At 63.9% G+C, this 19344-nt stretch carries 12 protein-coding genes; 4 read left to right on the top strand and 8 right to left on the bottom strand.

Features of this window, described 5'->3' with window-relative positions; genetic code table 11:
* Positions 1-414: 414 nt before the first annotated feature.
* The 6 genes from J2X38_RS11710 to J2X38_RS11685 form a co-directional block, all read right to left on the bottom strand.
* Positions 415-996, bottom strand: coding sequence for a discoidin domain-containing protein (locus J2X38_RS11710; protein WP_310254221.1), 582 nt, complete (start codon positions 994-996; stop codon positions 415-417).
* Positions 997-1030: 34 nt separating this feature from the next.
* On the bottom strand, positions 1031-2299 hold the full coding sequence (locus J2X38_RS11705; RefSeq protein ID WP_310254220.1) for a M24 family metallopeptidase: 1269 nt from the start codon (positions 2297-2299) through the stop codon (positions 1031-1033).
* Positions 2300-2326: 27 nt separating this feature from the next.
* On the bottom strand, positions 2327-4564 hold the full coding sequence (locus J2X38_RS11700; protein ID WP_310254218.1) for a TonB-dependent receptor: 2238 nt from the start codon (positions 4562-4564) through the stop codon (positions 2327-2329).
* Positions 4565-4643: 79 nt separating this feature from the next.
* Positions 4644-5429: a hypothetical protein gene (locus tag J2X38_RS11695; protein WP_310254216.1), complete on the bottom strand. Its 786-nt coding sequence runs from the start codon at positions 5427-5429 to the stop codon at positions 4644-4646.
* Positions 5430-5550: 121 nt separating this feature from the next.
* Positions 5551-6714: an MFS transporter gene (locus tag J2X38_RS11690; protein WP_310254214.1), complete on the bottom strand. Its 1164-nt coding sequence runs from the start codon at positions 6712-6714 to the stop codon at positions 5551-5553.
* On the bottom strand, positions 6711-7946 hold the full coding sequence (locus J2X38_RS11685; protein ID WP_310254212.1) for an amidohydrolase family protein: 1236 nt from the start codon (positions 7944-7946) through the stop codon (positions 6711-6713). The genes J2X38_RS11690 and J2X38_RS11685 overlap by 4 nt, the downstream gene beginning before the upstream one ends.
* A gap of 110 nt (positions 7947-8056) precedes the next feature.
* Here J2X38_RS11685 and J2X38_RS11680 point away from each other — a divergent pair, with 110 nt between their 5' ends.
* Positions 8057-8983 carry a LysR substrate-binding domain-containing protein gene (locus tag J2X38_RS11680; RefSeq protein ID WP_310254210.1) on the top strand — a complete coding sequence of 309 codons (927 nt, stop codon included), beginning with the start codon at positions 8057-8059 and terminating at the stop codon, positions 8981-8983.
* On the opposite strand, the gene J2X38_RS11675 is transcribed toward J2X38_RS11680, so the two are convergent.
* Positions 8973-9881: an alpha/beta fold hydrolase gene (locus tag J2X38_RS11675; protein ID WP_310254208.1), complete on the bottom strand. Its 909-nt coding sequence runs from the start codon at positions 9879-9881 to the stop codon at positions 8973-8975. The two genes, J2X38_RS11680 and J2X38_RS11675, sit on opposite strands and share 11 nt — an antisense overlap.
* 1073 nt (positions 9882-10954) lie before the next feature.
* On the opposite strand from J2X38_RS11675, the gene J2X38_RS11670 reads away from it, so the two are divergent.
* From J2X38_RS11670 to J2X38_RS11660, 3 genes are all read left to right on the top strand, one after another.
* Positions 10955-12043 (top strand): alkene reductase, encoded by a 1089-nt coding sequence (locus tag J2X38_RS11670; protein WP_310254206.1) that lies wholly within the window; start codon positions 10955-10957, stop codon positions 12041-12043.
* A gap of 64 nt (positions 12044-12107) precedes the next feature.
* Positions 12108-13703 (top strand): MFS transporter, encoded by a 1596-nt coding sequence (locus J2X38_RS11665; protein ID WP_310254204.1) that lies wholly within the window; start codon positions 12108-12110, stop codon positions 13701-13703.
* A 244-nt stretch (positions 13704-13947) separates the two neighbouring features.
* Entirely contained in the window at positions 13948-16506 is a 2559-nt protein-coding gene (locus J2X38_RS11660) for a TonB-dependent receptor domain-containing protein (protein WP_310254202.1), read from the top strand.
* A 90-nt stretch (positions 16507-16596) separates the two neighbouring features.
* Here J2X38_RS11660 and J2X38_RS11655 read toward each other — a convergent pair whose 3' ends face one another.
* On the bottom strand, positions 16597-19290 hold the full coding sequence (locus J2X38_RS11655) for a LuxR C-terminal-related transcriptional regulator (protein ID WP_310254201.1): 2694 nt from the start codon (positions 19288-19290) through the stop codon (positions 16597-16599).
* Positions 19291-19344 lie beyond the last annotated feature (54 nt).

Here is a 19344-nt window from a genome sequence, read left to right as displayed (position 1 = left end):
GCCGACATTTCAATACCCCCTGACGACGCCGTCAAGCCAGGAGGAGCGTGAAAAATAGGCCGGCAATGGCAGCGGATGAATTCGCAAAAATGACGATCGCAAGATGTCCGCTCACCGCGCCCCAGCCCGTTGCGCATCACTCACAGGATACCGTTCCCTTTATGGCAGCGACCGAGAGTTTCGGTGATTGATTTTGCTAATTCACTCGGACAGCCTTGAAGAATGGCAGGAAACTGCCATTTTCGCTGCGAGGCGAGAGGTCGGTGCACGACATCATAATCCGCGTGTCGGGGGTTGGAGTCCTTCCTCGGCCTTCGACTCGAATTTGCGATTCGACACCTGATTTTGGGTGTCATTTGCCCCCAACGAAAGGGGCGGTCTGCTGTCTTTATCCGGGCTGGCACGCAGTAGCGCTTAAGCCAGTCGCCAGCCGCGACGATGGTTGGTTTCCCAACGTCGCACCGCTACGGGCATTGTGGCGCCACCAGACAGGATTTCTATTGTGGCAAGTCCAGATGGCAATATGGCGCAGCTATAGGGGAGATCGGCGCTCGCGCTTAGCCGGACGTATCGGGCATTCACTGCTTTCTGCGGAAAGCGGGCAAGGAAATTCACGGGGTCGGCGGAATGTTCGGCGCGCCAGTTCGTGAGCGGTCGCATTTCATCAGAATTCTCGTCATCCGAACAGTCGATGCAGAAATGGATCGCGGACCCGTGTCCTGTTACACTGCAGGACTCCGGCGGGCGCAACCGAATCGCATCGATTGGCCGGGTGGCGCCCAGATCGATCTGAACCCAACTGAAATCTTCCCGTTGTACCCCATCCTCGGGTGCTAGCCGGTAATAGCGCGCGATCGACGCGATGATCGGCAGTTCTGCCGGGGGCAGGGGCGGCGCCCCCGCGCGAGGCGATTCCGTTGGAAGAAGAGGCGCGGCGACAAGGCCGAGCCCACCGATTGCCGATCGCGCGATAAATTGTCGCCGGTTCGTCTGCATTTCTCGATCCCTTGAAACCCCGATCGCGCCATGTTCAAAGATAATATGGCGTATTGGTTATTTGTTCGCAGCCCTCTTTCGTGACCAGCACATGGTCCTCGAGGCCGCTCATGCCGACGCCCGGATGTTTCATAAAGGCTTCGACCGCGATCAGCATGCCGGGTTCATAGGGCTCGTCGATCTTTTCATATTCCTTGAACATGATTTCGTTCGCCGATGTGCCTTGCTTTTCCTTTTCGTCCTCAAGTGCGCCGGGATCGCCTGCGGGAATGATGTGCGGCCCATAGAAGGTGCCCATCTGATGACCGAAAATCCCTAAATTCAGATCGATCCCATCCCCTGCGTAGCGCAGGGCCGTTTTCTCGCCGATTATCCCGAGCTGCCTCGGGGTGACGCCAGGACGGATCGCCTTGATGATCGCCTTGCACACCTCGGTGGCGCCCTCCAATATATGCCGCTGCTCCTTCGTGGGCCGACCCCCGCAAACAGCGGTGCGGCCGGGATCGAGCCAATAGCCCTGGAAGATCGGCCCCTGAATCCATCCGCGTACCATATCGCCCTTTTTCGGCGCGCTTGTGTCGTACCCGTACAACATGTCGCCGAGAAGGAAGCGTTCGGCATGCGCGCCGTGATGCATGTCGATGCGCGAGAAGCCGCCGCCACGCCGCATGATTTCCATCGCCGTGCGCGCCGCGGCCTCGGCCGAGGTCTCGCCGGCGATCAACGCATCCAACCCGGCCGCGAGCGCATGGGTGGTGATGTCGCCGGCGGTCCGAAACGCCTCCTGCTCGCGCTTCGACTTTACGCGCTGGGGCTCGAGCAGGAACCATTCGTCGGTTACCCATTCGATTTGCGGCGTCAGGCTGCGCAGGCGCCGGTCGTAGAGCCCCGGAAGCACGTCGTCGCCGACCACCGCGACGCGTCCCTCGATGCCATGCTTGCGAAAATATTCGGGGAGCCCCGTAATCAGGCTGGGCTCGTGGACGATCAACTCGCCGCAAACGACCTTGGCATATTCGGTTTCCTCCGGCGGCTGCGCGCTGTGCAGTTCGGGCGCGCGGCCGTCCCTGAACAGCACCGCCGAAAAGGTCCATGCGCCCATCTGGACGTCGTCGGCCCAATCCTGACCCGTGCCGTTATTTGCGAAGTTCGTGAGCCAGAGACCATTGCCGAGCCGGTCATAGGACCCGGCCCCGCGTGACCAGACGAGAAGATGGTCATAGCCCTTCGCGCGCATGGCGTCCCACACCCGCTTCCAACGCGCCTCATATTCCTCGCGCGGGAAATAATTGCTGCCGGTCACGCTTCGCCTCCTCGCAAGATTGGCTGGTCAGCCCTTGATCCGCAGACTGAGGCCGATGGTGCGCGGCGCCGCATAGGTGACATTCTCATACGCCCCCACGATCGTGCTCACCGCGCCCGATCCGACCGCGAGGATGCCCCGTTTGTCGAACGCGTTGCGAATGAACAAGCTGACATCGACCCCGCCGCTCTCGCCCCCGATGTCGAAGTTCGCCATGTCATAGGCCGGCCGGAAGCGCCCCGAACTGACGACGCCATCGATGGCAAAGGGCGTCTTGCCGACATGCTGCCAGCTTCCGCGCGCATAAACTTCCCACGCATCGCTCACCGGATAGCGCAGTTCCGACGACAGCGCGAATTTCCAGCGCGGCGTTTCTGGCGTGCGATCGCCCTCGGCATAACCCGCCGCCGCGCCGAATAGGTCGGGGACGTCGGTAAAGCGGGCGTCGGCATAGCTCAGTTGCCCGTTGACCGTCACATGCGACGATGGGCGCAGGCTGACCTCCAGCTCCGCGCCGTCGATGCGCGCGTCGCCGGCGTTGGCGAAGAAAGTCGATCCGCACGGGTCGGGGATGGCGAGCTGGACGCCTTTTTGTTCGATGCGATAGGCGGCGCCGTTGACGGTCAGCACCCGATCCGGCGTTTCGACCTTTGCCCCGACTTCATAATTCCAAACCGAATCGGGGCTGAAAATCGCGCCGACCGATTCGGCGAGCGAGCAGCCGAGGGCAGGGGGCACCGCCGCATTGGCCCCGCCCGCACGGAAACCGCGCGAGACGGTCGCGTAGAGGGTGGTGTTGCTATTGGGGCGGAAATTGACCGTGACGCGTGGGCTGGCGCTCGTCTTCTTCGCGGTGACCCGCGGCGTATCGGCGCCGCACAGGATGCCGGGAACGACTTCGGTGCAGCTGGCCTCGAGCGTATTCTTCAGCCGGTAGACGCGCAGCCCGGCAATCAGCTCGACCGTTTCGCTGACATCGAAATTGACTTCGGCAAAGCCGGCGAGCTGCTGGTCCGACGTCTTCTGGATATAGTCATAGGAGACCGGACCCACCGGTCCCGGCGCGGGGCCAAAGGTCGCATCGAGCAGGTCGGTAAACGCCTGGCCAACGAAAATCTGTCCCAGTTGCTGGTCGGTATGGCTGAAATAGACACCCGCGATCCAGTTGAACGGGCCGTCGTTCGACGAGGTCAGCCGCAATTCCTGGGCATAGGTGTCGGCTTTCGCCGGGGTCAGGCTGGCGAAGGGCGCGAACGCGCCGAGAATATTATAGCCAAGCGCGGTATAGTCGAGCGTCGCGTCGGATTCCTTGTGGAGATAGGAGCTCGACGAAACCAGCTCGACATTGCCGAGGCTCTTTTCGAGCGTCAGGTTTGCGACGAGCAGGTCGGTGCGCGACGGTTCGGGGCCGATCGCGCTCGCACGGCCGAATCCGGGCAGATTGCTCTGCGTCGCGATCGGGTTGTCGGCATCGATACGCTGGAAGAACAGGCTCGGCGTGATGATGAAATCATCGCCCGCCTCGAGCCGAAGCGCGCCGCGCAGGCTGAAGATCGTCGCGTCATTGGAATTTTTTTCGACGATATCATCGTCCGACTGCGGCGAGGTCAGCCCGGCGAGCGTGGCGTCGTAGCGCTCGATATAGCCTGCGATCTTTTCATAGGTGCCGGTCAGCCGCAGCGCGGCATTGGCAGACAGCGGCACATTGACCGCGGCCTTGGCGCCATAGCCTTCGCCGCCGCCCTTGACGCTGTTGACGAAGGCTTCGCCATGCGCGTCGAACCCCGAGCTATCGGGCTGGTTGCTGATATAGCGGATGGTGCCGCCGGTCGAACTCGACCCGAACAGCGTCCCCTGCGGCCCGCGCAGCACTTCGACGCGCTGCATGTCGAACAGATCGATGTTGGGCGTGCCGCTATAGGCGTCGGTCCGGAAATCGAACGGCGTGTCGTTGATATAGACCGCGACCGACGGCGCGAGCCCGAGGTCGGTCGTCAGCCCGCGAAGCCCGACGTTGGACTCGCCCGGACCGACGGGCGTGAAGGTCAGGCTGGGCGTGTTGCGGACGAGGCTTTCGGTGTCGCGGATCGCGAGGCGCTCCAGCGCTTCGCTGCCAAAGGCCGTCACCGCCTGCGGCACGTCCTGAAGCCGGCTTTCGCGCCGCTGCGCGGTGACGACGATGTCGCCGCCATTCTCGGCGGCGGGTTCGCTCTGCGCGTACGCCGGCGGGGCAAAGGCGCAGCCCGCCAGTAAGGAAATCATCATGGTCCGCTTCAACATATCAATCCCTCTCGATTTTTTGTTTTGTTTCGGCGTCGATCCGCCGCCGCGCGGGCCGCCGCCTTTACGGCGCCGCGAGCACTTCGGTGCGGCCGAGCCCGTTCTGTTTGACCGTGTCGGCGTAAATGAAACCGGGTTCGCGATGGTAGCTGAGCAGCGCGATGATCCGCTGGGTGTTCCCGGCGACCTCGGTCACCCGGTGCAGCGCCCGGCGTCCGCGGAACAGAAGCAGGGTGCCGGCCCCGACTTTCTGGAGGAGGGTTCGGGGCGATGCGCCGTCGAGAATGGCGTGGATCTCTTCGGGCGGCGCATCGTCGACGCCGGGCGCATATTCGAACGCGCCGCCGGTCTCGGCCTCCTGCAACAACAGCGAGACGACGAAGTCATTGTCGTCGAAATGCCAGCCCTGCTGGTCGCCCACGCCCATGTAGGTGAGGTTGATGTTGATCAGCGGATCCGCAATCGTGTGAAGGCTGTCGATGTCCAGCGCGTCGCGGACGAGCGACATCAGCTCTTCCGATTCATAGAAACGCCGTAGCGCGCCGGCCGGATCGAGCAGGTCCGATCCCAATATCCACATCGAATAGGGCGAGGTGCGGCTGCGCAGCTCTTCGTCGGCGATAGCCGCGATCGGTCCCTGCGGGTTGAAGCCGAGCCGCTGATCGCGGCGATAGGCGAGCGGGAATTTCGCGGCGGCTTCGGCCACCATTTCGGCCAGCGCGTCGGGCGCGATGAAATCGGGAAAGGCGGCTGCGCCGTCCTTTCCAAGCTGACCGGCGGCCCGGTCGACGATCGCGGCGCGACGATCGGGATCGGACAGGGGGTAGAGATTGGCGTTGACGATCGACATGAAGGCTCCTGAAAAAGACGGCCGGAAGAAATCCGCTCCATGAGATAATCGCATGCAGTATGGCGCACGCCAGCAGAGTATTTCGAGGTTATCATCTCGAAATGTTATGGAGGTGAAAGTCTCATCCCGCTGAACGGGGGCGCAGGCTGATCGTCCCGGCGACCGCGACGATCACGCACAGCAGGCAAAAGGCGCTGACGGCGCCAAGCGACAGATTCTGGAGCAAAAGTCCGCCGATCGCCGGCCCGACCGCGAGCCCGCCCCCAGTCACCGCGGGTGTCAGCGCGATCAGCCGCCCCTCGCGGTCGACCGATGCCAGCAGGCCGAATTGAAAGGCATATTGAAACGGCCAGGCAAAGGCGAACAGGCTGACCGCAAGGACGAAAGGCGTCGTGCCGGGCAGGAACGCGAGGCCGCCGACCCCGGCGACGAGAAGGGCGAGCCCGGACAACAGGCCGATCGTCCGCGGCAGCCGGCCCGCCACCACGCTGGCGACGAGCGAACCCGCGAGGCCGCCGAAGGCCGAAGCGGACAGCGCGAAGGCGACCGTTCCGGGCGAGAGCCCTTTACCGATGCCGATGCGTTCGAGAAACGGCCACAGCGAGGCCATGCCGATGAAATAGAGGAGGATGCATGCCAGCGCGCCGATGACGAGCGGGTTGGCGGATAAGCGGCCGCGGCGCGGCCCCGCCGGCGCCGGCTGTGCTCTGCCGATGACGGGGGCGAGCCAGAAGCCGGGAAGGGTGATCGCGGACAGGATCAGGAAAATCCAGGGCCACCCCAGGCTGGCCGCGATCCAGCCAAAGCTGCCCATGCCGACCATGCCGACGACCGACTGGCCCGCGAAATAGATGCTGATACTGCGCTCGGGGCGCGCCGACCGGCCCATCGCCGCGTAGCAGATGCCGCCGACCACGCCTTCGCCCAGCCCGGAGAGAAAGCGCGTTGCCGCGACATAGCCATAATGGCCATCGAGCATGGTCAGCAAATTGCCGGCGATCATCACCGCAAGAGCGGCGCGAATGACCACCGCCCAGCCGAACCGCGCCGTAATCAGCGGACATAACAGGCTGCCGACAAGGATACCGCTCATGTTCAGCGCGGCGATCGTACCGGCCCCCGCCACCCCATAGCCAAAGCGATCCGCGAACACGCCCACCATGACGGGCAGGACCGCCGGCAGCGTTGCCGCCGCGACGCCCAGGTAGATCGCGGCCCATGTCGAAGCGGGTGGCGTCGAAGCGAAGGGCGTCGTCGAAGCGGCGGGCGCTATATGCGTTGTCATGCCGACCCGGGTTCGCGCTTGTGGAAACGTCCCGCCTTCATGATCGCGCGCAGGCGCCGGCCGTCTTCGGCGAGCAGCGCGATATCGTCGAGCGGGTCGCCATCGACGACGAGCAAGTCTGCGGTCGCGCCCGGCGCGATACGGCCAAGATCGGGCCGCCCCAATATGTCGGCGCCGGTGACCGTTGCCGATCGCAATATCGCGGCGGCGGGCTGGATCTCGCGGCGATAAAGAAACTCGCGCGCTTGCATGTCGAACACATCGCCGGGCAAATCGGTGCCGAAACCCAGCGGGACGCCCGCGCGCCATGCGGTCTCGAACCCCTGCATCGCGAGGTGGGCAATCTCCTTTGCCTTCGCTGCCGCTGCCGCGGGCAGGCCGAGCGCTTCGCCGCGCTCGGTCAGCGCCATCACGACCGATAGCGTGGGCACGGCAAAGCCGCCGGCATCGCGCAGCGCGTCGGCGGCTTCGGATGAAATCAGTGTCGCATGCTCGACCGTCCGTACGCCCAGTTGCGCGGCGCGCATCACCGCCTCGGCCGTGTGGGCATGCGCCGCGACATAACGGCGCCACCGCGCCGCCTCCTCGACCGCGGCCTGCACTTCGTCATCGGTGAACTGCTGCATCCAGATGGGATCGGTGGGCGAAAGCACACCGCCCGACAGCATGATCTTGATACAGTGTGCGCCCATGCGCAATTCCTCGCGCGCGGCGCGGCGCACTTCGTCGGCACCATCGACCACATGCGCGATCATGTTCATCCGGCTGCACCCGCACGGCTCGACATCCTCGTGGGCAGGGCGCATGTCGCCATGACCTCCGGTCATTGAAAGCGTGCGGCCGGCATAGAAGAAGCGCGGCCCCGGGATCAGGCCATCGTCGATCGCCTGCGCTAGACCATGGTCGCCGCCGCCGACATCGCGCAGGCTGGTAAATCCGCAATCGAGCGCGTGCCGTAACATCCGCGCGGCGTGCGCCGAGGAATAGGTGGACGGATGATTGAGAAGCTGGGCCGCGTTGGCGCTGGAAAGCCTGGCATGGATATGGACATCGATCAGGCCGGGGATCAGGGCGCCGCCGCGCACGTCGACGATATCGGCACTGGCGACACGCGCCGGACCGGTATCGACCGCCGCGATCCGTCCGTTTTCGACCACCACATGGCAATCCTCGCGATACCCGTCCGCCGTCTCGTTCAACACGCGCGCATTTTCAAATATGATTATCGTCAACTGATCTGTCCCCATCGGTCTTGCCTGAAGGTGGACAGCCTAGGCGCGGCAGAGCTGCCCCGTAACAAGAGAAATGTGGACACTCGATGCCTTTTTGATATGCAAGGGTGATGAGGAGCCTGCGCCAGTCCCTGCCACCGCTCAACGCGCTCGCGGTATTTGAAGCGGCGGCGCGGCACCGCAGCTTCACGCGCGCGGCGGCCGAACTCAATATCGCGCAGTCGGCGGTCAGCCGCCACGTCTCGAACCTCGAAGCCGACCTCGGGGTCACGCTCTTCATGCGAAGCGGCAACCGGCTCGCGCTCACCGGAGCGGGGGAAACGCTGGCCGATGCGATCCTGTCCGGTCTTGGCCGCATTCGCGACAGCGTCGAGGCCATCCGGCGCCGGCGCGGCGAAGCCGACAGCTTCACCATCGCCTGCACTTACGCGATGGCGCACGACTGGCTGATGCCGCGGTTCGGCATGCTGCGCGCGGTGCTGCCCAAGGCGCAGCTCCGGCTGATCACGTCTGACTCCTATCAGAGCTTCGATGCGGATGAGGTGGATTTGTCGATCCGCTATGGCGAACCGTCCGACTGGCCGGGCCTCAGGCATCGCAAACTTCTCGAGGAAGAAGTTTTCCCCGTTTGCGCGCCGGCAATGCTGGCGCAGTTTCCAGGGCTTGCCGAAGATATCCCGCAGGCGTGGCAACAAGCGCCATTGCTGCATTTTGCGCCCGATGCCCAGGGCCGCGTCGACTGGCTCGACTGGTTTGGCGATCTCGGCATCGCGCCGTCGCAGGACGGCCCGATGTTCAGCGCGTATACGCCGATGCTTCAGGAAGCGCTGGCTGGACGCGGCGTCGTACTCGGCTGGCGCGGTATCGTGGATCCTTATCTGGAAACGGGCCAACTCGTGCGTTTGGCGAACCGGTCGATGACCTCGGGGCATGCCTTCTACGTCGTCCACCGCGCCGACGCCTGCGAAGCGGTGATCGAGGCGGTGATCGAGGTGCTGGCAAATCCCGAACCGCCAGCGGCCCCAACTATTTCCTGATGCTGCCCGCAAGGAAGCGCTCGACCTCGAGCGCGAATTTCTCCGGCTCCTCGACCTGGGGCGAATGCCCGCTACGCTCGAAATAGACGAGCCGCGCGCCGGGGATGGTTTTGCTGATCTTGTACGCGACGGTCGGTGAGACATTCGCATCGAAGCGTCCGTTGATGACGAGGGTTGAAACGTCAAGGTTGGCGAGCGCGGGATAAAGATCGAGCTTCATCGCGTCGAGCATGACCTCGGTGCAGACCTCTTGCGAGAAGGTGCCGACGTCGCCGCCGCCCGCCGCCAGATTGCGCTGGTCGTAATAGGACATTCGGTCATAGGCGTCGATCTCGATGCACCCCATCTGCCCCGCTGGCGTGGCGTTGTGGGGAATGGCCGCCACAATCTCTGGATACAGTTTGTCGAAGAGAAATTCATGCTCGGCGGGCTTGGGTGCGCCCGATCCGACCAGCACGAGATGGGCGACATGCTGGGGATAGCGGACGGCATAAGCCATCGAAAGAATGCCGCCCCAGCTGTGCCCGAGCAGATCGATACGCTCGACCTTCAGATGCCGCCGGAGCGCTTCCAGATCGCGGACCATCCCGTCGACGGTCAAATCCCCGGGCCCTCTCGTCGCCGGCGATTTGCCGGTGCCGCGCTGGTCGTAGAAGATGATCTGGCGGCGGGCGGACATCTCCTTCCAGACCGGCGCATTGACGAGATAGCTGTGATCGAAACCGGGGCCACCGTTGACGGCGACAAGCGGGACCTCGCCCGGCGCGCCGATTGCAACATGATAAAGCGTCTCGCCCCGCGGATCCGGCAACGGCGGTTCGTGCGCAGAAGCAAGGCCGGGCGTCGCGAGGCCAAGGCAAAGCGCGAGGACGAGATGGCGAAGCGTGCGGAAGGTCATGGCTCTCTCTCCGGAAAATCGTTCGTTCCAGCGATTAAGAAGGAAGTCGATTAATGGCGACCGCAAAGATCAGATGCATGCATGACAATTGGCTATGCAGTTGATGGTGGATGTGGACATCGAGCTTGGCTTTGCGCTGCGCGGGCATCCATGTTGAGGATCGGTAAGCTCCTTACGTCTGCTTGATACCGTTTCCGGACAAAAGCGGACCGTCTCCAACCGGCCACGGCCGGCCTTTGGGCTACAGCTTATGCCACGCCTTTAATGGGCGCATTCTCTCCAAGCCGCGTTTCTCTCGAGTGATTGCGCGGTGATTACGGAGGATGGCGATGCCTACGACAACCATCAATCAGAGGACGGTAGATCGCTGCTGGACCAACAGTCGGGAATTGCTTCTCTGGGACGATATTCTGCGCGGGTTTGGCGTTCGCGTCACCGGTGCCGGTACAACGTCATACGTGTTTCAGTATCGCCTTGGCGGCAGAGAGTCCCGAACGAGGCGATAGGCCGGCACGGTTCGCCTTGGAATGCGACCAAAGCCCGCTCGGAGGCTGAGTGTCTGGCCCAAATGGTTGCCAGCAAGCAGGAGCTTGAAGTTCGCGTGGTAAGCTTTTGAAAGAAATGGTGGACGCACTAGGGCTCGAACCTAGGACCCGCTGATTAAGAGGCCGTTCAGTCGTGGTCTATTGGGTAGTGTTTTCAGGTGCTTGGCTGCATCTGCGCATGATCAGCTGCTCAATAGACCACAATGAACGACAATGAACAACAACGTGTAACGTCAAAAAAATCACCTACAGTCTGCGCGCATCCCAACTGGCTGCTTCGCGCCTCATATTGGCCGTTCGCGTGCGTCTCAGGTCCCGGAACCGGACAGACAGCATCCGGTCAGCAAACGCCATGTAGTGCATCTCGTTTACACCGAGAGGGGCGGGCTGCCGGCCAGCAGAGGCGGGTCAATAGTCCCCCCCACCGCGAGGGGTCGGCTACTGACATCGCATTTCCTACCAGCCCCTACTGTAGCCATTGGCCGGCCGAGCTTGTCGTTTCGGCGTGCGCAGCGTGAAAGGAAAGCCATGTCCGCACCGTCCTTGTTCGACCCGATCAAACTGGGCGCCATTGAAGCGCCCAACCGGATCGTCATGGCGCCGCTCACACGTGGTCGGGCCGGCCCCGGCTTCGTTCCCGGCGATCTTGCGCGCGAGCATTATCGCCAGCGGGCATCGGCGGGTCTGATCATCTCGGAAGCGACCGGCGTTTCGCAGGAAGGCCTTGGATGGCCGTCAACGCCTGGCATCTGGACCGAGGCGCAGGTCGAAGGCTGGAAATCGGTCACCGGCGCGGTGCATGAGGCGGGTGGGCGGATCATCGTCCAGCTCTGGCACATGGGTCGCCTCGTCCATCCGCTCTTCAACGATGGGAAGGCTCCCGTATCGGCGTCGCGGACGCAGGCTGAGGGGCGCGCCTATACGCCCGCCGGGCGGCAGGACTATGCGGAATCCCGGCCGCTGCGGCTTGACGAGATTCCGCGGCTGATTGCGGATTATGCGAGCGCCGCCGAGAATGCGAAGCGGGCGGGTTTCGACGGCGTCCAGCTTCATGGCGCCAATGGCTATCTGATCGACCAGTTCCTGCGCGGGAGCACCAACCTGCGCGATGATGATTATGGCGGCCCGGTGGAGAACCGCATCCGCCTGCTTCGCGAAGTGACCGAAGCGCTGATCTCGGTCTGGGGAGCGGGCCGTGTGTCGGTTCGCCTCTCTCCCAACGGGGATTCGCAGGGCGTCGACGACAGCGCGCCCGAAAGCCTGTTTCCCGCCGCAGCCGCCGCGCTCGATGCACTCGGCATCGCCTTTCTTGAACTGCGCGAGCCCGGACCTGATGGTACCTTCGGGGCGACCGAAGTGCCCAAACAGTCGCCGGCGATCCGGCGTGCCTTCAGGGGGCCGTTGATCCTTAACAGCGACTATGATGTCCCGGCGGCCGAGGCCGATATCGCCCGCGGCGTCGCTGACGCTGTCAGCTTTGGTCGTCCCTTCATCGGCAATCCCGATCTCGTCGAGCGCATTCGGTCCGGCGCTGGATGGGCGCCGGACAATCCGAAAACCTGGTATTCCCCGGGAGCGGAAGGTTACACCGACTATCCGGCGCTCGCGGAGGCATGATTTTGACCGGCTGGCGCGAGCGCTGTTCGCCTGTCTGTCGCGCGGCGCGCAAGCCGTGAAGCCTGTGCCGACGGAAGAGGCCGGGCCGGCCGGGCAGGTGCCGGGAGAAATCGCGAAACCCTCGGGCCACGCCTGGTACGCGCTCGCCATCCTGTTCCTCGTCTATCTCGTCAATTTCGTCGATCGCCAGATGATCACGATCCTCGCGCCGGATCTGAAACGCGATCTCGGGCTCGACGATGCCGATATCGGCTTTCTCTATGGCACCGCCTTTGCTGTCTTCTACGCGCTGTTCGGAATTCCGCTCGGGCGCCTTGCTGACAGCTGGAACCGCGTGCGGCTCCTGACCGTCGGCCTCACGCTCTGGTCGGCGATGACCGTCGTATCGGGCTTTGCGCGCAACGGTGCGATGCTCGCGGGCGCGCGCGTTGGGGTCGGCATCGGCGAGGCGACCGCCAGCCCTTCGGCCTATTCGCTGCTGTCCGACCTGTTTCCGCGCCGTCTGCGCGCCACGACGCTGGCGATCTATTCCGCCGGTGCCTATCTCGGCGGCGGCGTGTCGCTGATGATCGGCGGGCTGATCGTCGACGCATGGGACCGAGCCTATCCCGACGGCGGAATGGTGGGGCTCGCGGGATGGCAGGTTGCGTTCATCGCAGTCGGCCTTCCGGGACTGCTACTCGCGCTGCTGGTGGCGACCCTGCGTGAGCCCGTCCGCGGGGTGATGGACGGCGTGCCGACCGAGCCTGCGGCCACTCCTTTTCGCGATTTCATTGACGAATTGCTCGCCACGATCCCGCCGCTCACGCTGATCAGCGCCGCCCGTCGCGGGCGCAGGGCTTTGGCGGTGAATCTGCTCGCACTATCGCTTGCGGCCGGGGCAGCTGGGGTCCTCGCAGTCTGGACCGGCGCGATGCTCCAATGGATCTGCGTCGCCATCGGCTATTACGCGGTCTTTTCCTGGGCCTGCTCGCTCTATCATCGCGACCGCCCGGCATTTGCCCTGATCTGGGGATCTCCGGCCTTTCTCGCTACCGCGCTGAGCTACGGGTGCGCGGGGTTCATCGGTTATGGCGCCATCGCTTTCGCGCCCGTCTATGCGATCGAGGTGATCGGCGCGAGCGCGGATCGGGTCGGCTTGTGGGTCGGGGGCGGATGTGCGGCGAGCGGCTTTCTGGGCGTGATCGTCGGCGGGCGCCTTGCCGACCGTCTGCACAAGCGTCATGCCGGGGGGCGTATTCTCGTTCTCGCTCTCGGGCTTGCCGCCTCCGCCGCGCCGATCTGGCTGGCGTTCGGAGGACAGGGAGACGACGACATATCGGCCTTCTTCCATTTCGTCTTCTGGATATCGGTCACCAACTTCTTTTTCAGTTCGACCATCGGCGCGGCGGCGGCGACGACGCAGGATCTCGTGCTGCCGCGGATGCGCGGCACCGCGACCGCGACGCTGCTGATGTCGACGACACTCGTTGGACTGGCGCTCGGCCCCTATACGATCGGCGCGCTGTCGGTCGTGACCGGTGATCTCGGTTTCGCGGTCGTGCTGGCACTGGCGGTGGTGCCGCCGGGACTTGCCTTGCTCTATGTCGCCTGGCGGCGGGTACCGGAAGAAGTTGCAACGGTCCTCGAACGCGCTCGCGCATCGGGCGAACCGGTATAGGGCGAAGGCACAGGGGAATTCTTTCCCGCACGGTTCCGAAGTATCCGCCGGGGTGGCTACTCTCTTTTTTCTTTCACGGACGGGCCGAGGGGGGATGCCTATGTGCTTCACCCTGTTCGATAAACTCGTCCCGGAACGGTATCGAACCCACGCTGGCCCCCCCCTCGGAGGGGGGTAGTGATGGATGCGGACCCTTTTAGACGTCCGGCTGAAAAGTTGAAAAAATGACAGCTGGGAGAGGGTTATGTTGAAAGCGAAGTTTCTCGCGTCGGCCTGTATCGTTACATTTGCGGCCGGGTTCGGCGCGCAAAATGCGATGGCTCAGGAAACCAGGGCGCCTGCGGCCGACGATGCCGCCCCGGATGGGTCCGAGATCATCGTCACCGCGACGCTCCGCAAAGAGAATCTGCAGAAGGTCCCGATCGCGGTCACTGCGGTGACTGGCGAGGCGCTCGAAAAGCGGGGCGTGAACGATCTGAAGGCGCTTGATAGCGTGTCGCCGAGCTTCAGCCTGCAAGGCGCCAATTCGGAATCGGGCACGGCGCAGCTCCGCATCCGCGGCATCGGAACATCGGGCAACAACATCGGCCTCGAAAGCGCCGTCGGCATCTTCCTCGATGGTGTTTACCTCAGCCGCCCGGGCGTTGCGCTCGGCGATCTCGTCGATCTGGAACAGGTCGAGGTGCTGCGCGGCCCGCAGGGGACGCTGTTCGGGCGCAACACCTCGTCGGGCGCGCTCAACATCCGCACGCTAAAGCCCGCGCTCGATCGCGTCGAAGGCTTCGCCAACGCGACCTATGGAAATTACGATCACTACAGCCTGCAGGCGGGCGTATCGGCGCCGATCATCACCGACAAGCTTGCTGTCCGCCTTTCGGGTGCATGGCGCAAGCGCGACGGTTGGGAAACCAACGCGAACGGCGACGAGGAATATAATCGCGACCGCTACCTCGTCCGTGGCCAGCTCTATTGGGAACCCAATGCCGACGTCAGTTTCCGGCTGATCGCCGACTATTCGAAATCGAACGAGAATTGCTGCTCGCCGGTGATCATCAGGGAAGGCAGCTATGTTGCGGCGGGGCTTTATACCGCCGTCGGCTTGCCGGCGAACGGCGGCGTCGCGGTTTCGGGTCCCGACGCGGTTCACGACCGCATCGCCGCCTCGGGCGACCAATATATCGACAAGCAGCGGCAATGGGGCCTGTCGGGCCAGCTCGACTGGCAGATCGGCGATGCGGCGCTGACCTCGATCACCAGCTATCGCGACTATCATTCGGAAACCTCGTCGGACTCCGATGGCACCGCGCTCAACGTGCTCGTCGGGATTAATTCCCCGTTCAATCCGGCTGGCCGCCTGCCGGGCTATACCGAAATCAAGACCTTCAGCCAGGAACTGCGGCTTGCCGGGAGCGCGTTCGACGACCGCTTCGACTATCTGGTCGGCGCCTATTTCGTCGACGAGCGCATCGAGCAAAGGCTGACCTTCGCCATGGGCCCAGACGCCCAGCGCCTGTTCAGCACGATATTGAAGTCGCTCGGCGTCCCCGGCACCAATCCGGCGCGCGACATCTATGCCGCCGGGGTCGATGCGAACGGCACCTATGCGAACAACCTCTTCAACCAGTCGTCGCGGAACTGGTCGCTGTTCACCAACAATACCTTCCACATCACCGACGCAATCGGCTTCAACTTCGGGCTGCGTTATTCGAACGATCGCAAGCGCGGATCGTTCGAGCAGATTTCGGCGTCGTCCAACGCGTGCTCGGCCGTCGCCGCCAATATTCCGAACCTGCCGGCCTCGCTCCGCGCGCTTGCGCCGCTGGTCCAGAGCCTGACCTGCTTCCCGCTCGCGGCGAAGGTCGGGTCCTTCGCCAACGCGCCGGTCGAATATGACCGCGTGTTCAAGGACGAGCAGCTTGTCTATACGCTCAAGCTGACCGGCGAGCTTGGTCCGACGACCAACACCTATGCGAGCTTCAGTCGCGGCTACAAGGCGGGCGGCTTCAACCTCGATCCCACCGCAGCGATCGGCGGCGCCTCGCCGGCCTTCGAGGCGGAAAAGGTGAATGCCTATGAACTCGGGATCAAATCGCAGCTTCTCGATCGGGCGCTGACGGTCAATCTGGCGCTCTTCCATCAGGACTTCTCGGACTTCCAGGTCCTCGAGTTCACGGGTGTCCAATATCTGACCTTCAACGTGCCGAAAGTGAAGAGCAGTGGCGCCGAACTCGAGTTCACCGCGCGCGTCTCGCCCGAATTCACGCTGTCGGGCGGGCTGACCTATACCGACGCGCGCTATCCGAAGGATTGCGGGGGCGCCACGCCGCCGACGCAGGTCGCGACGCTGTGCGGGCAGTCGGTGCAGAACGCGCCCAAATGGGTCACGACGATGGCGGCCGATTACAGCAAAGACATCGGCTCGGACCTCAATTTCGGGATCAACGCTTCGGTCCGCATGGAATCCGACCGGCGCACCGCGCCGCAGGCGCTGCTCGGCGTCGCGGCGGGCACCGGGACCGAGGGGCCGACGCTCAACTATATCAAGGGGCCGAACGACATCCAGGACGGCAATGCTAAGGTCAATTTGCGCGCCGGGCTGGGCAGCCAGAGCGGAAGCTGGCGGGTCGAGCTTTGGGCGACCAATTTGTTCGACGTCCAGACCTATGGCGTCGTCGCCAACACCCCGCTGCGCGGCGCAGGTGCGCTTCCCGGTGCGATCAATGCCGGCGGCGCGAGCGTGTCGCGGATCGCGTTTCTTCAGGAACCGCGCATGTATGGCGTAACGCTACGCTCGAAATTCTGAACCGGTCTTCCTGAATTGAAGTTTGCGGCGGGGGAAGCGACGGCTTCCTCCGCCGCTTTTTCGTCGATGGGACGAGCCGCGCTGCTATTGTCAGTCGATCAGTTCATGCTGCCGCGCCCAGGTCACGGCATGGTAGCGGCTCGACACGCCGAGTTTCTGGAAGACATTCTTCAGATTCCATTTTACCGTTTCGATCGAGATGCCGATCGTCGAGGCGATCCGCTTGTTGGACATATTGGCGGCGAGCAAGCGGATGATTTCCTCCTCGCGCGGGCTGAGCGGCGAGGTACTCTCGCCAATCTGGTGCGGCGCATGGGCTTCGGGTCGCTCGCGCTGTGCCTGACCGTGCAGCCTGTCCGCATAGCTCGCGATGCTTCCCGACAGCCGCCCCGAACCGATCGCCTTGTCGAGCAGCCGCAGCGCGGCGTCACCCTCGTCAAGAAAGGTCCGCACGAGCCCCAGAGGCTCCGCGCGTTCGAGCGCGCGCTCGAAATGTTCCTCTGATTCGGCAAGCATTCCCCGGGCTTCGTCGATCCGCGCCCGCAGCAGTTCGAAGGTGACTGCCCATTTCCCCTGATCGAGAGCCTCGGCCTTGCCCGAACCCGCATCGGCTTCCGCGGTCGCGACGTCGAATCGCTGCTCGAACAGCGCCAGACGGGCCTGCGCGCAATGGACAATGATCCCGATTTCGGCGAGCAGGCCGCGGGCCTCGGCGAAGCGCTTGCCGAGCTCTGAAAGCTCGCGCGCGGTGGTCCGCGCGGCGGCGGCGGTGCGGTCCGCAAGCTCGATTTCCAGGCGCAGCAGCAGCAGAAAGGCGACGCCCCTGTCCAATCCGAAGGACCGGAATCTCTCGAGATGGGTTTCGATCACGGCAAGGCCTGCCTTGCGCGATCGGCCCGTTTCAAGGCGCGCCTCGGTGACCGAGGCGAGAATTATGAACTGCGGAAAGGCACGCTGCGTGTTCTGTTGCCGGTCGGCGAGCATCGCGCGGGCCTCGTCGAGGCGGTTGAGTTCGTAAAGTGCATAGGCCGTGTTGATCCCGATCAGGTCGGCGCCCGCCGACTTGCCCGGCTGCTGCGCCAGGCTGAGGCGATAGAGGCGCTCGAGGAACGGCAACGCTCCAGCCACCTGTCCCTGCAGCAGCATCGCCATGGCGCGGCCGTCGAGCGCCAGCAGCGCCATGCCGTCGCCCGAAGCCTGCAGCCGGGCCTCGAAGCGATCGACGAGAGCATAGGCTTCGTCGAAGCGGCCCGCTGCCGCGAGCGCGATTGTCTGGCCACCCAGCAGCAGGTGGCGTTCAAAGCTGCTTGCCTCGCCGGGAACTTCGATCTGGTCGAGCAGTTCGAGCGCGCGGTGGGTATCGTCGCGGCGGAGCGCGATCGTTGTATGAAGCAAGATGCGGCGAAAGCGATCCTTCGCATCCTGCTGCTCGGGGAAATAGGCTTCGAGCGCGGCCGCCTGCACCGGCGCGCCGACGAAGGCGAGGGTGATGCTGCTGAAATAGACGAGCTTGGGATAGGGCGCGATCGCCGACAGCGGAAGGGCGTTCACGAGCCGGTGCAGCGCGCCCATCTGGCTCAATCGCCACATGTCCGGCGTGACGCGCTGTGCGACCGCGGCAGCAAAACCCGGATCGTCGCCTTGCGCGGCGTGGCTGATCGCCTCGACGATCATATTCTGCCCGTCGAACCAGCGGCTCGCCCGTCGGTGGTAGTCGTGGATCGCCGCCGCATCATGGGCCGCGGCGCGAGCCCGCAAATAGTCGCCGAGCATCGGGTGGAAACGGAACCAGGGCTCGCGATCGTCAGTTTCCTCGCGGATCAACAGCAGATTGTCCTGCTCGATCTGGTCGATCAATGCCTCGGCGTCGTCACGTGCGGTCATGGCACGGGCGAGCGGACCATTGAAGCGGCGGCAGAGCGAGAGGATCTCCATGAACGCTGCGACATCGGGTGGCAGCGCGCCGACAACCTCTTCGGTCAGATAGCTTTGCAGATCGCCAGCTTCCCAGTCGAGCCGCCGCCAGTCGACCCCGCTCACAGACTGGCTGCGAAGCATGATCGAGAGGAGCTGCAGGCTCGCAGGCCAGCCTTGCGTCCGCTCATAAATGTCCATCGACTCATTCGCGCTTAGCCGGATCGGACCGAGGCTGCTGCCAAGGAAACTGCGTGTTTCGGTAAGCGTAAAGGGGAGTTCCGCGCAGTCGATCTCGGCTACCTGGCCCATGACGCGAAGCTTGGCGAGGCTGAGCGGCGGCGTCGCTCGCGTGGCGAGCGCGATGTGCAGATTGCCGGGGTTGTGGTCGATCAGCTTCTGCAGGAACAGATGCGCGCGCGGATCCTGAATACAGTGATAATCGTCGATGAGCAGATGAAGCTCGTCCTCGCGCTCGGCAAGCGCGTTGACGATCGCGGCGACCGCCCGGTCGACGAGCCCCGCGCCCTCGCCGACGAGGAGCAGATCCTCGTCGAGCGAAACGCCGAGCTGCTCGAGTCCTGCAAGGCAATGCGCCGCAAAGGCCGCGAGACTGTCTTCGTCCGGAGTCAGCGACAGCCAGCAGACGCGATCGCCATTCTTCATCAATTCCTGCCGCCACTGCGCGAGCAGACTCGTCTTGCCAAAGCCGGGACTGCCGGTGACGAGCGCCAGCTTGGCATGGCGGTCGCGCCATAATTTCTTGAGGAGGTCGGTCCGCTGGATATAGCGCGAGCCGATCCGCGGCGGCGCGAATTTCGCCGACGCCGAAAGGGCGTTCAACTCGGTCGATGTCGGAAACCTGTCCATGATTGCCGATACTATAGCCGGGCTTTCAGCCCTGCCTATCCCCCTCCATTGGAG

The organism is Sphingopyxis sp. BE235 (assembly GCF_031457175.1).
Lineage (GTDB): Bacteria > Pseudomonadota > Alphaproteobacteria > Sphingomonadales > Sphingomonadaceae > Sphingopyxis.
The sequence above is the reverse complement of the archived record's forward strand: the minus strand, read 5'-3'. Positions and strand labels throughout refer to the sequence as shown.